Annotated in this window: 5 protein-coding genes; all 5 read right to left on the reverse strand. The window is 69.9% G+C overall.

The features are described 5' to 3' along the window. Positions 1–46 precede the first annotated feature (46 nt). Positions 47–1,540 (reverse strand): glycoside hydrolase family 99 protein, encoded by a 1,494-nt coding sequence (locus AB0B35_RS22040; protein WP_361048396.1) that lies wholly within the window; start codon positions 1,538–1,540, stop codon positions 47–49. A 26-nt stretch (positions 1,541–1,566) separates the two neighbouring features. Next, complete coding sequence (locus AB0B35_RS22045) at positions 1,567–4,401, reverse strand: PQQ-dependent sugar dehydrogenase (RefSeq protein WP_361048398.1); 2,835 nt, start codon at positions 4,399–4,401, stop codon at positions 1,567–1,569. Positions 4,402–4,478: 77 nt separating this feature from the next. Further along, positions 4,479–6,593, reverse strand: coding sequence for a ThuA domain-containing protein (locus tag AB0B35_RS22050; RefSeq protein ID WP_361048400.1), 2,115 nt, complete (start codon positions 6,591–6,593; stop codon positions 4,479–4,481). Between the two features lie 60 nt (positions 6,594–6,653). Beyond that, positions 6,654–9,926, reverse strand: coding sequence for a discoidin domain-containing protein (locus tag AB0B35_RS22055; protein WP_361048402.1), 3,273 nt, complete (start codon positions 9,924–9,926; stop codon positions 6,654–6,656). A gap of 319 nt (positions 9,927–10,245) precedes the next feature. Continuing rightward, the gene (locus AB0B35_RS22060) at positions 10,246–13,380 is read right to left on the reverse strand and encodes a carbohydrate-binding protein (protein WP_361048404.1); all 3,135 of its coding nucleotides are present in this window, start codon (positions 13,378–13,380) and stop codon (positions 10,246–10,248) included. Positions 13,381–13,480: the final 100 nt, after the last annotated feature.

The following is a 13,480-nucleotide window of genomic DNA, read 5'->3' on the forward strand; positions in this document are numbered from 1 at the left end:
GGTGCGGTGGGTGACGCGGGACGAGGCCTCCACGCCACCCACCCGGTCAGCCGGGGACGATGTCGAACTTCTCCCATCCCCCGATGGCGGTGCGGTTGGCGACCAGCGCCGCCGCGCCCGCGTTCTCGGCGGCGACGTAGCGGTTGTTGGCCGTGGCCAGCAGGCTGACGCTGCCGTCGCTGTTGCCCACCACGCGGTAGGTCTCCCAACCTCCGGCCGCCGTCGCGTTCGCTATCAGCGGCGCGGTGTTGTCGGCGTGCACGAACCGGGTGTTGACCCGGGCCCGCAGCGCGATGAGGCCGCCGCCCAGGTCGACGCGGTCGAACTGCTCCCACGGGCCGACCGAGGTGCGGTTGGCGATGAGCGGGGCCGCGCCCGCGCTCTCCGCGGCCACGTACCGGTTGTTGACCCGGGCCCGCAGGCTCACCACGGACGAGGGCGCGGGCGGGTTGTAGCGGTCCACCCAGTACTTGGTGCGGGTGAGGTAGGCCGTCTCGGCGGCCGTACCGGTGAGGCCGTACGCGCCCGAGAAGGTCTGGTAGTTGTTGCCCGCGGGCGGGGTGGCGTGCGCCGGTTCGATGGACGAGCCCTCGTGCCACTCGTTGAACGAGGTGATCGACACCCAGCTCGGCGGGCCGCCGTTGGCCGCGGCCAGGGCGTTGCCCCACTCGCGGTCGTAGGTCGCGCCGTTGTCGCGCCCGAGCGTGGGCGTGGTGTTGCCGGGCACGGCCCGGTCGTCGATGTAGCCGGGCCCGACGGACGGGGCCCAGACCAGGCCGTTGGCCTTGCAGAAGGCGCTGGCGTCGGCCCAGCCGGGCGCGGTCGTCCCGGCGATGGCGTCATAGGTGTACATGCCGCCGAAGTGCGCCACCTTCGAGGTGTCGGTGGTCTGCGCCAGGATGATGTTGGCGCTGCGCAGCGGCGCGATCGGGGCCCAGTCGGCGGTGCGCAGGCTCTCGAACACGTAGAACGCGGGCCGGTTGCCGTTGGCGGCGTCGCGGTGGTACGCCGGGTGCGAGCCGTACCGGCTGTTGAGGTAGTTGACGTCGGCGACCGTGGACGCGGCGGTGCGCCCGGCGTAGGGCTCCAGGTGCCACGCGACCTTGATGCCGTGCTCATCGGCCGCGTTGAGCACCCCGGGAACGAGGCGGTCCTCGTAGGAATTCTGGCCCCACCAGCTGTAGACGATGACACCCACCCCGGCCTGGGCGATCCAGGCCATGTGCTGGTTGACGGCCCCGGCGTGGTCGCCGGAGTCGTACGCGCCGAGCTTCGGGTACAGGTTGGCCCCGATCGCGTTGGGCGGGGTGAAGCCGCCCTGCTGCCAGTGCCGGTAGGAGCCGTTCACGGCGGGGCTGCCGTACCAGGAGTAGTAGAAGATGTGCACGTTGGACGCGAGCGGGGCGGCGGCCGCCTGGGCCGCCGCGATGACCGGTGCCGCCACCGGCGGGGGCGCCGACGCCGCGGGTGTCCCCGACAGCGCCAGCGCCAGCCCGACGGCCGGCAGCAGGACGGACCAGGTCCGCCTGATGCGTTCCATGACCTCTCCCCTTCCGGGAGCTGGATCTACTGCGTGATCAGGTCGAACTTCTCCCAGGGGCCGATCGCGGTCCGGTTGGCGATCAGCGACCCCGCGCCGCTGTTCTCGGCCACGACGTACATGCCGTTGACCGTCGCGCGCAGGCTGACGCTGCCGTCGGAGTTGTTGACCAGGGTGAACGTCTCCCACGAGCCGGCCGCCGCCCGGTTGGCGAGCAACGGGTTCGCGCCCGCGTTCTCCGCGCAGACGAACATGTTGTTGGCCTTGGAACGCAGGGCGTAGTTGCCGCCGCCCAGGCTGACCAGGTCGTACAGCTGCGTGGTGCCGACGGTGGTGGAGTTGGCGATCAGCGCCGTGGTGGCGTTGGCCGCGGTGACGTACTGGCTGTTGACCCGGGCCCGCCACGCGACCACCGGGTTGGCCGGCGGTGTGCCGGTGGTGAAGGTGAACGAGTCGACGTCGAACAGGTTGCCCGAGCCGCCCTTGAACACCAGGTACAGCGTCGTCGTGCCGGACGGCGCGCCGGACAGGTTGGCGGTGACGTTGGTGAACGTCTCCCAGCTGCCGGTCACCGGCACGGTGACGGTGCCGAGCAGGGTGCCGGTGGCCGAGCCGGTGCGCACCTCGATGGTGCCGCCCGCGCCCGCCGAGGAGACCCGCGCGGTGAACTGGGTCGCGTTGCCCACGATGTACGGGTTGTACGAGATCCAGTCGTTGTTCTCGATGAACCCGGCGGTGCGCCCGCCCTCGGCCGCCGCGTGGTCGGCCGGCTGCACGCCCGAGGTCGCGCCGTAGTGCTCGCCCTGGCGCTTCTTGGGCTGCAGGGTGCGGGTGCTGCGCGAGGTCAGCCCGCCGTTGTCGGTGTAGGCCGCGTCGATGACGCCGAAGATGTTCGCCGCGGCGTCGTGCTCGCCGTCGACCGGGATGGTGATGGTGCCCGAGCAGCCCGTCTTCGAGGTGATCTGGTGGGCGTGGCTGTCGTGGCCGAGCGAGTACGTCACCGTCACCCGGGAACAGTTGATCGTGCCGTCCTCCGGGTCGCTGACGGTGACGTTGAACGACACCGTGTCGCCGAAGGTGAACAGCTGGCCGTTGCCCGGAGTGGTCAGGTTGATCGTCGGGGCGGTGTTGCCGACCGTGACGACCAGGCTGGCCGTGCCGGTCAGGCCGCCCGGGTCGGTGACCCGCAGGGTCGGGCTGTACGTGCCGTTGGCCGTGTACGTCTTCGTCGGGTTGGCCGCCGTCGACGTCGTGCCGTCGCCGAACGTCCACAGGTAGCTCAGCGCCCCGCCCTCGGGGTCGGAGCTGCCCGCCGAGGAGAAGTTCACGGTCAGCGGGGCGGCCCCGGAGGTCTTGTCCGCGGCGGCCTTGGCGACCGGGTTGCGGTTGGCCCCGCCGATGTACTCGATGCGGAACAGGCCCTGGTTGTTGGAGCCGGTGCCGTAGTCGAGCACGTACAGCGCCCCGTCCGGGCCGAAGGCCATGTCCATGACCTGGGTGCCGGTCCACGGGAACGCCGAGATCTCGCCGGGCGTGCCGTCGGCGTTCAGCGCGATCGCCTTGATCCAGCGGCGGCCGTACTCACCGGCGAAGTAGCGCCCGTCCATGGACTGCGGGAACTTCACCGTCGAGGTGGAGGAGGCGTTGTAGCGGTACACCGGGCCGCCCATCGGCGACTCGGAGCCGCTGCCGAACTCCGGCGGGCTGCCGGCGTCACCGCCGTAGCGGATCCAGCTGGGCCGGGCCGCGGGCAGGGTGGCCTGGCCGGTGTTGCGGAACGAGTTGTTGGCCGGGCCGCTCGCGCAGTTGTACTTCGCGCCGGTGCTGTTGGTGGCGAAGTTCCACTCGTTGTACGTCTCGCTGGTGGTGTTCGTGCCCGTGCAGTACGGCCAGCCGTAGTTGCCCGCCGAGGTGATCCGGTTGAACTCGACCTGCCCGCTCGGGCCCCGGTTGGCGTCCGTGGTGCCCGAGTCGGGGCCGTAGTCGCCGAGGTAGACGATGCCGGTGGCCTTGTCCACGCTCATCCGGAACGGGTTGCGGAAGCCCATCGCGTAGATCTCGGGCCGGGTGTTGGCGGTGCCGGGCGCGAACAGGTTGCCCGACGGGATGGTGTAGCTGCCGTCGGCCTGCGGCTTGATGCGCAGCAGCTTGCCGCGCAGGTCGTTGGTGTTGGACGAGGAGCGCTGCGCGTCGAACTGCGGGTTGCGGTTGGTGCGCTCGTCGATCGGGCTGTAACCGGCCGACTCGAACGGGTTCGTGTCGTCGCCGGTGGTCAGGTACAGGTTGCCCGCGGCGTCGAAGTCGATGTCGCCGCCGACGTGGCAGCACTGGCCGCGGTCGTTGTCGACCTGCAGGGTGATCCGCTCGCTGCCGGTGTTGACGGTGTCGTCGGCGTTGAGGGTGAACCGGGACAGCCGCAGGTGGCCCTTCCACGGCGCGAAGTCCGCGGCGGTGCCGGTGACCGGGGCGTCGCCGCCCGGGGTGCTCAGCGGCGGCGAGTAATAGATCCAGATGTAGCGGTTGGTCGCGAAGTTCGGGTCGACCGCGATGCCCTGCAGACCCTCCTCGTCATGGGTGTACACCGACAGCTTCGCGGCCTGCTTGGTGTTGCCGTTGACGTCGGTGACCCGGATCGTGCCGTCCCGGGCGGTGTGGATCACCGACCGGTTCGGCAGCACCGCCAGCGACATCGGCTCGCCCAGCTCGGCCGAGCCGGTGGCCAGCGACACCTGCTGGTAGTCGGCCGCCGGGATCGGCGCGGCCTGCGCGGCGGGCGCGCCCGCCGTCACCGACACCGCGGCGCTCGCGGCGAGGGTGGCGGCGGCGGTGAGCCACAACCGCCACCGGGGGATCTTTCTCATGGGGTTCCTTCCGAGGGGTGGGGTGCCCCGGCGCGCGGGGACGTGCGCGCCGGGGGTGGGACGGGGAAGGTGTCTGGTCAGCTGCCGTAGACGTCCAGCTCCCAGATCGAGTAGCCGTACTGGGTGAGGCCGCGCTGGGTGCCGTTGACGCGCACGTAGCGGCCGGTGCCGGTGACCGTCAGGTCGTCCACGCCGCCGTCGCCTGCGGTGGTGGAGTAGACCGTGGTCCACGTGCTGTTGTCCGGCGAGGTCTGCACCTGGTAGGCCCGCCCGTAGGCCGCCTCCCAGCTGATCCGGACGCGGCTGATGCTCTTGCTCGCGCCGAGGTCCACCGAGATCCACTGCGGGTCGGCGTAGGCGCTGCCCCAGCGGGTGCCGGTGTTGCCGTCCACGGCGTTCGCGCCGTTGTGCGCGCTGCCGGGCTCCACGCTGGACACGGTCACCGGGCGGTTGCGCGACAGCAGGACCGGGCCGGTCCCGGCGGGGGTGCCGTAGACGTTGAAGTCCCACAGCGAGTAGCCCCACTGGGTGGCCCGCTGCGTGCCGTACATGCGCACGTAGCGGCCGGTGCCGGTCAGGGTCACGTCGTCCACGCCGCCGTCGCCGGCGGTCGTGGAGTAGACCGTGGTCCAGGTGCTGTTGTCCGGCGAGGTCTGCAGCTGGTACGCCCGGCCGTAGGCCGTCTCCCAGTTCAGCCGGACCCGGGTCAGGTTGTACGACTGCCCGAGGTCCACGGTGATCCAGGACGGGTCGGTGTAGAGGCTGCTCCAGCGGGAGGCCGCGTTGCCGTCCACGGCGTTGCCCGCGACGTTGCCGCCCGCCTCGGTGCTGGACGCGGTCACCGGCTTGCCCTGGGCGACGTCGGTGGCCGGCGGCTGGGTGCCGTCGGTCTTGATCCGGATGTTGCGGTAGTTGATGTCCGCGCCCGTGCCGTCGTTCTGCACGCCGATGTAGCCGGTCGCGATGGCCCGGGCGCTGGTGTAGTCGTTGATCTTCACGCCGTTGAGCCAGATCTCGACCCGCTGCCCGTGCAGCCCGATCTCGTAGGTGTTCCACTGCCCGGGCGGGTTGAGCGCGGCCGCGCGGGCGGTGGTGTTGGGCGCCTGGAAGCTGTACACGCTGCCGGTGGTGCGGCTCGGGTCGGCGTCGGTGGCGTCGATCTGGATCTCGTGCCCGGCGTTGACCGGCCCCCACGGGTCGTTGCCGGGGTCCGGGAAGCCGATGAACACGCCGCCGTTGTCGTCGCCCGGCATCATCCAGTCGACCTTCAGCGAGTAGTTGCTGTACGTGCGCACCGGGAACCACAGCAGGCCCATGCCGCCGAACGAGGTCAGCGTCTCGTTGGCCAGCGTGAACCCGCCCGGCCCGGCCATCCGCCACTGGTTGAGGCTCGCCTGCGTGCCGTCGAAGATCGCGGTGTAGCCGGTCTCCGGGCGGCAGTCGGCGGGCTTGGCCCCGGCCGCGACCTGGATGCCGCCGAGCAGCATGGTGCGGAAGTTCGCGTCGGCGTACGTCTCCTCGGTGTGGCCGAGGCCGGTGTACCAGGAGCGCCCGCCGCCGTAGTTCTGGCACCAGGTGATCGGGTGGTCGCCCATGCTGCCGCCGCTGTACGACGACTCGTTGAGGCTGGCCAGCACCTTGACGTTGGCGCGCGGGTTGGCGCGGTAGTTGTACCACTCGTCGGTGCGCGTCCACGTCGGCGGCAGGTGCGAGGTGGAGATGTTGGACCGGTCCTCGACCCGGATGGTGGCCTGCTGGGTCGCCGGGTGCGAGGCGAAGTACGCCCCGACCAGGCCGCCGTACCAGGCCCAGTCGTACTCGGTGTCGGCCGCGGCGTGCACGCCGACGTAGCCGCCGCCCGCGGCGATGTAGCTCTGGAACGCGGCCTCCTGCGTCGCGTTGAGCACGTCGCCGGTCGTCGACAGCCAGATGACCGCCTGATACTGGGCCAGGTTGGCGGTGGTGAACTGGGCGGCGTCCTCGGTGGCGGTGACCGTGAAGCCGTTGGCCGTGCCGAGCGCCTGGATGGCGGCGATGCCGTTGGGGATGGACGAGTGGCGGAAGCCGGCCGTCTTGGAGAAGACCAGCACCTTGGTCAGCGGCGCGGCCTGCGCCGTGGCAGGCAGCGCCAGCGCCGCCGACCCGACCGCCAGGGCCAGGCCGGTGAGCAGGGACAGAAACCTTCTGCGCATCGTTGCTCCTTGTCGAAGAAGCGCCGGAGGCGACGGACGGCCGCCTCCGGCGCGAGAGGGTCAGGACCCGTAGACGTCGAACTCCCACAGCGAGTAGCCCCACTGGGTGGCCCTGGCCGTGCCGTTGACGCGCACGTAGCGGCCGGAGCCGGAGACCGCCAGGTCGTCCACTGCCCCGTTGCCGGTGGTGGTGGACGAGATCGTGGTCCAGGTGCTGTTGTCGTTGGAGACCTGCACCTGGTAGGCGGTCGCGTAGGCCGTCTCCCAGTTCAGGACCACCCGGCTGACGTTGCGGGTCTGGCCGAGGTCGACGGTGATCCACTGCGGGTCGGCGTACAGGCTGCTCCACCGGGTGGTGGTGCTGCCGTCGACCGCGTTGGCCGCGACGTTGGCCCCGGCCTCGGTGCTGGACACCGTGACCGGGCGGTTGCGCGACAGCAGGGTCGTGCCGCTCGCCGGGGACCCGTAGACGTTCAGGTCCCACAGTGAGTAGCCGTACTGGGTCAGGCCGCGCTGCGTGCCGTAGACGCGCACGTAGCGGCCGGTGCCGGTGACCGCCAGGTCGTCGACGCCGCCGTCGCCGGTGGCCGTCGAGAAGATCGACGTCCAGGAGCTGTTGTCCGGTGAGACCTCGACCCGGTACGCCCGGCCGAATGCGGCCTCCCAGTTGATCCGGACCCGGTTGACGTCGTACGACCCGCCCAGGTCCACGGTGATCCACTGCGGGTCGGCGTAGAGGCTGCTCCAGCGGGTGGCGGCGTTGCCGTCGACCGCGTTCGCGGCCACGTTCGCGCCGGCCTCGGTGCTGGACACGGTCACCGGGCGGCCCTGCGCCAGGTCCTGGCCGCCGCCCGGCGGGGTGCTGCCGACGCCGGAGCCGATGAACGTGTAGCTGTCCACGTCGTAGAGCGCGCCGGTGCCCGAGCCGGTGAACACGAGGTACAGGTCGTGCGTGCCGTCGTCGGGCCTGGTGACCGGGGCGGTGACCTCGGTGTAGTTGTCCCAGCCGCCGGTGCCGGGCACCGTGATCCTGGCCACCTCGGGGCCGGTCGTGGAGTCGTACCGGAAGGACAGCACGCCGCCCGCCCCGGCCGAGGAGACCCGGGCCTTGACGCTGGTGATGCCCTTCAGGCTGACCCCGTGGTGGCGGACGTACTCGCCGTTCTGGATGTCGCCCAGCCGCTTGCCGCCCTCGGCCGCGGCCTGGTCGACGACCTTGGGCCCGTTGAGGGTCACGTAGTGCTCGGCCTGCCACTGCTTGGGCCACAGGGTGAGCTGCTGTTCGCCGGTCAGCGGGACCGTGCCGGACGCGCCGCTGTCGGTGTAGCTGCCCCGGACGACGAAGAACTGCACCGCGTCCAGCCCGGCATGGATCGGGCCGGTGTTGAAGGTGAAGCCGCAGCCGGTGCCCTGGCCCTCCTCGTGCGCGTGCTCCTGGTGCCCGAGCGCCACCCGGACGACCACGTTGCCGCAGGCGATGGTGCCGTCCTGGGCATCGGTGGAGGCCGCGGTCGCCGTGACGTTGTCACCCCAGCCGTAGATGCCGCCGTTGGGAATGGACCCGACGGTGGTTGTCGGCCGGTTGTTGCCGACGACGATCGGAATGACGGTGGTGCCGGAGCGGCCGGTGCCGTCGTTGACGGTCAGCCGGGCCCGCTTGTCGCCGACCGTGGTGTACGTGTAGCTCGGGTTGGCGGCGGTCGAGTCGGTGGTGCCGTTGTTGTCGAAGTCCCAGGCATAGGTGAGCGGGTCGCCGTCGGGGTCGCTGCTGCCCGCGCTGGAGAAGGCCACCGCGAGCGGCGCCAGGCCGTTGTCCCGGTTGACGGTGGCCACGGCGGTCGGCGAGCGCCCGCCCGCCACGTAGTTGATTTTGTACAGGCCCGCTGCGGCATCGCCGGAGAAGTAGCCGTTGCCGTACTCCAGCAGGTAGAGCGACCCGTCCGGGCCGAACTCCATGTCGATCGGGTGCACCAGCTGCATGCCGGACACCACGGGCTCGATGATGGTCGGCGTGCCGGTCACCGGGTTGCCGTTGTTGAACTGGACCTCCTTGATCCAGTTACGGCAGTACTCGGTGATGATCAGCTTGTTGTCGTAGTAGGCGGGCCACTTCACGTCCGAGACCAGGTTCGGGTTGTAGTGGTAGACCTCGGCGTGGTTGGGCGAGCCGCAGCCGCCCGGGTTGTCCAGCGCGGGCCAGTCGACGCTGCCGCCGTGCTGCTCCCAGACCAGCGCGCCCTTGGTGGGCGGGAGCTGCTGCAGGCCGGTGTTGCGCGGCGAGTTGTTGACCGGGCCGGTGGACCCGCCGCACGGGAACCAGCCGCGCGGGGCGTTGGCCGCGAAGTCCCAGTCGTTGTAGGCGACATTCGGGCCGCCGCAGTACGGCCAGCCGTAGTTGCCGGGGCCGGTGGCCCGGTTGTACTCGTCGTAGGCGGCAGGTCCCCGGTTCGGGATCGTCGCGCCCGCGTCGGGGCCGACCTCGCCCCAGTACAGGGTGTTGCCCGCCTGCTTGTCGACCCAGATCCGGTACGGGTTCCGGTTGCCCATGGTGTAGATCTCGGGCCGGGTGTTGGCCGTGCCGACCGGGAACAGGTTGCCCGACGGGATGGTGTAGGTCCCGTTGTTCTCCGGGTGGATCCGGTTGATCTTCCCGCGCAGGTCGTTGGTGTTGCCCGAGGTGCGCTGCGCGTCGTACTGGGCGTCGCGCGAGGTGCGCTCGTCGATCGGGGCCATGCCGGCGGAGTCGCCGCCGGAGTTGGTGTTGTCGCCGACCGCGAAGTACAGGTTGCCGTTGCTGTCCCAGGTCATCGAGCCCGCGCTGTGGCAGCACAGCCGCCGCTCGGTGGGCCACTCGATGAGTTTGGTCTCGCTGGCCGCGTCCAGCACGTTGGTCGACGTGTTGAAGGTGAACCGGGAGATCCGGTTGACCAGCGGCGTGACCACCGGGGAGTAGAACAGGTACACCCAGCGGTTCGTGGCGAACTGCGGGTGCAGCGTGATGCCGATCAGGCCGTCCTCGAACCGGGCGTCGAGCTGCAGCGTCAGCGCCACGGTGGTGGTGCCGGTGGCCGGGTTGTAGAGCCGGACCTGCCCGCCGCCGGAGCTGGTCCCCCGGTTGATGTAGAGGACCTTGCCGTCGGGCAGCACGGACAGTTCGATCGGCTCGCCCATGGACAGGCCGCCGTCGAGTTTGACCTTCTCGAAACTGCTGGTGGGGGGCGGTGCGGCGGCCGCGGGGGCGCCCGCGGCGAGGTTGACGGCCACGGCCGTCAGGCTCGCCAGCAGCGTGAGGACCAGGCCCGCGGCCAGGCGCGGGCGGGGACTTCGGGGCATGGCTTCGCTCCGGGATCGGTGGGGGTCGGACGGTGCGGGTGTGCGGACCTCGGGGCGCGCACGGTCCGCCCGGCCACCGGCCACGACAGGCTCGGAGCTGCGGGGTGTCTCGGCGACGGGTGTGCCCATGACGCGTTCCCTCGGGGTGGGACCCGGCCGGGTGCGGAGCGCCGCCCGTGGAGGCGGGTGTGCCCGTGCCCTGCCGGGCCGCCGGGCCGCACGTGAGGTGGGCCCGGACGGTCGGCGCGGAGCCGGGTCGCCGAATGACCGGCTCCGCTGGGGTGGTCGGGTGGGGCCGGTCTCCCGGCCCCACCGGTGGTCAGAGTGTGATGAGTTCGAACTTCTCCCACGGGCCGATGGCCGCACGGTTGGCGATGAGCGCGGCCGCACCCGCGTTCTCCGCCACCACGTACTGGTTGTTGACCGTGGCGCGCAGGCTGACGGTGTTGTCGGAGTTGCGGACCAGGGCGAAGGTCTCCCAGGAGCCCGCCGAGGCCCGGTTGGCCAGCAGCGGGTTGGCTCCGGCGTTCTCCGCGCAGACGAACTGGCTGTTCGACCGCGCGCGCAGGGCGATGTTGCCGTTGCCGAGGTCGGTCACCTGGAACTGCTGCGCCGTGCCCACCGTGGTGGAGTTGGCGATCAGCGCCGTGGTGGCGTTGGCCGCGGTGACGTACTGCCCATTGGCCTGCGCCTTGAGGGCGACATAACCGGTGGGCTGCGGTGTGCCGCCGGTGGTGATGCGCAGCGCGTCCACGATCGCCACCGACGTGGTCTTGTTGACGATCCGGATGGTGTGCTGGCCGTTGCTCAGGCCGGTCTTGGACCACACGACCACCTGCGCCTGCCGCGGCCCGGACACGTTCAGGTTGACGTTGGCCTGGAACACGTTGTCCAGGTACACGTCGACGTTGCCCATGTCGCTGAACCGCTCGGACAGGTACTCGATCCCGGTGCCGGTGAAGGTGTAGCTGGCCGCGGCGTTGACGGTGTTGGTGTGGTGGGTGTCGTCGTTGTAGTCGCCGTAGCCCCGGGCCGTGGTGTGGTACCAGCCCGCGTCGTAGGTCAGGTCGGTGTTGTTGACCAGGCCGCCGCCGGTGCCGGTGCCCAGTCCCAGCGTCGAGGCGGTGTTGCGCAGCGACTTGGCGTCGTTGTTCTGCGTGCCCGTCAGCGTGGTCGCCGAGTAGTTGCTCAGCGGCTTGGCGGTGCGCTCGACCACGTACACCGTGTTCGCGGCCGTGGCGAAGCTGATCTCCGCTGCCGTCGAGGTGGTGATGATCGCGTTGTCGGACGTGCGGCGCACCTGGACCTGCTGGGTGCCCCACGGGTTGACCACGGTGGTGTTCTTGCCGAACTGGCTGCGCAGGCCGACGTACTTGATCTCACCGGCCTCGCGCTCCGAACTGACCAAGAAGCCGTCCTTGGCCAGCAGGGTGAACTTGCCGACGAACGAGGAGTCGGTCGGCACCGCCGGGAACACCCGGATCTTGTCGTTGTAGCTCTGCAGCAGCGCCTCGTTCATGGCGACGAGGTGGATGCCCAGGTACTCGAACACCCCGTTGGTGTTGTTGGTCATGCCGTTGGGGTAGTTCTGGTACTTCTGCAGCATGGTGCGCATGCCGTTGAAGGTCTGGTCGCCCAGGCCCAGGCGGGCCGCCTGCGCGTGGTCGTTGGCCCACACGTTGCCGTACGGGTGCGGGCGCACGTTCCACGTGTTCAGCGCCGTGCTGTAGTCGGGGTAGCCGATGCCGGTGCGGTCGTAGGGCCAGATCAGCTCGGCCGACACGTTCTCACCGTTGCGCACCTGCGACGACGGCGGGTCGTGCGGCAGGTAGGCGTTGTTGCTGACCTGGTACGCCCACAGGTTGTCGACCAGGCTCTGCCAGCCGGCGCGCAGCCCGCTGTCCAGCCCGAGCTGCGTGCTGACCTGGATGGTCAGCGGGGCGAGCAGCCGCACCGCGGCCAGGTCGGTGATCGCGTTGCGCACGTCCCAGTAGGTCTCGTGCGCGTTGCTGTTGACCATCTGGTACTTGCCGTTGATCAGCTGGAACCGGTTCTGGTAGAAGCGCAGCGCGTCCTTCATGTACGGGTACACGGTGTTCTGCAGGTACGCGGTGTCGTTGGTGTACCGGTACTGCAGGTACATGTTGTACGCGGCCTCGGTGCCGGTGGAGTAGATGTCGTTGACGTAGTCGCTGTTGATGGTTCCCCGGGCGTTGCCGTCCCAGCCCATCGTCTCGGGCACCCACAGCGAGTCCGTACCGTACCTGGTCTGCGTGTACGCCTTCAGCGCGGCGTAGTTGCGGCTGTAGAGCCGGTTGAACCCCGCGAACAGGTCGGCATGGTTGCTGGCCAGGAACGAGTTGTAGACGTCGCGCTGGTTCCAGTACCAGTAGCCGTTGCTCCACTTGGTCTGGTCGCCGGTGGCCCGGAACACGCCGTTGATGAAGTGCACCGGGTAGTTGCCGAACCCGCCCGCCGCGATCATGTACGTGGACAGGTAGTACACGTTCTCCAGGTAGTCGGCGTCGCCGGCGGAGTTCGAGTACTGCACGAACGACTTGCCCCAGAAGTTGTGCCACCAGTTCTTGTAGTTCGTGAACGTGGTGCTGTAACCCGTCGACTTCGCCGAGGCGAGCTGGTTCTTGGCCTGGGCGACCGAGTCGAGGTTGGGCGAGTTGATCCGGCTGGCCGCGGTGAACCAGATGGTGTAGCTCGACGTCGGGGTGATGCTCAGCCGCACTCGGGTGCCGTTGACCACCGAGGCGCTGTAGGACGCGCCCTCGACGGTGGCGGCGAAGGTGTAGCCGAAGTTGTTCGGGTCGGCCTGGCCGCGGCTGAACCAGGCGGCCGAGCTGTCGCTGCCGGTCGACACCGTGCGCCAGGTCGTCAGGTTGGGCACGTCGGCGCTGTTGGAGACCCCGTTCGGGTCCCACAGGCTCAGCTCCAGCGTCGCGGCCGACACCCCGCCGCGGGTGTCGTCGACGTGGATGCCCATCACCTCGGAGTTGGGCGAACCCATGATCGTGACGGTGCGGTTGCTGTCGTACTTCGTGGTCAGCGTGCCCTCGTAGAGCGACAGCCGCTGCTGGAACGTGCTCGACCCGCTGTCCAGCGCCGGGCTGGTGTTGAAGTTGAGCAAACCCGCCGCGAACGCCGACTGCTGCGACAGGTCGACGCCGGAAACCTGGGCGGTGATCCCGTTCTGGGACCAGACCATGGCGCCGGTGCGGCCGTTGCCGACGGTCAGGCCGTGCAGCGGGTTGGTGTTCTGGCGGTTGTAGACGATGTCGTGCTTGGACAGGTAGCCGGCGTAGTTGACGTTGAGGGCGCCGGTGGCGGAGTTGAACGCCGCATCGGTGGGTGATGCCAGGGCGGGCGCGGTGGGGACGGCCGCGCTCAGGCCCGCGGCGACGAACGCCGCCAGGGCCAGGCGCAACGACTTGCTGAGGTTCATGGGGGAAAACCTCCGCGAATGTGGGGGCAGAGTTTCCGGCCTGTTACCGGACCGTGTATGAAATATCCTATAGGATAGATGAAGATCAGGTTAAGGCATG

It is taken from the genome of Catellatospora sp. NPDC049133 (genome assembly GCF_040648455.1).
Lineage (GTDB): Bacteria > Actinomycetota > Actinomycetes > Mycobacteriales > Micromonosporaceae > Catellatospora > Catellatospora aurea.

Bases quoted from the DNA above. Each gene is read 5' to 3' on its own strand.
- AB0B35_RS22040 (WP_361048396.1), bottom strand. From the start codon at position 1,540: ATGGAACGCATCAGGCGGACCTGGTCCGTCCTGCTGCCGGCCGTCGGG.
- AB0B35_RS22045 (WP_361048398.1), bottom strand. From the start codon at position 4,401: ATGAGAAAGATCCCCCGGTGGCGGTTGTGGCTCACCGCCGCCGCCACC.
- AB0B35_RS22050 (WP_361048400.1), bottom strand. From the start codon at position 6,593: ATGCGCAGAAGGTTTCTGTCCCTGCTCACCGGCCTGGCCCTGGCGGTC.
- AB0B35_RS22055 (WP_361048402.1), bottom strand. From the start codon at position 9,926: ATGCCCCGAAGTCCCCGCCCGCGCCTGGCCGCGGGCCTGGTCCTCACG.
- AB0B35_RS22060 (WP_361048404.1), bottom strand. From the start codon at position 13,380: ATGAACCTCAGCAAGTCGTTGCGCCTGGCCCTGGCGGCGTTCGTCGCC.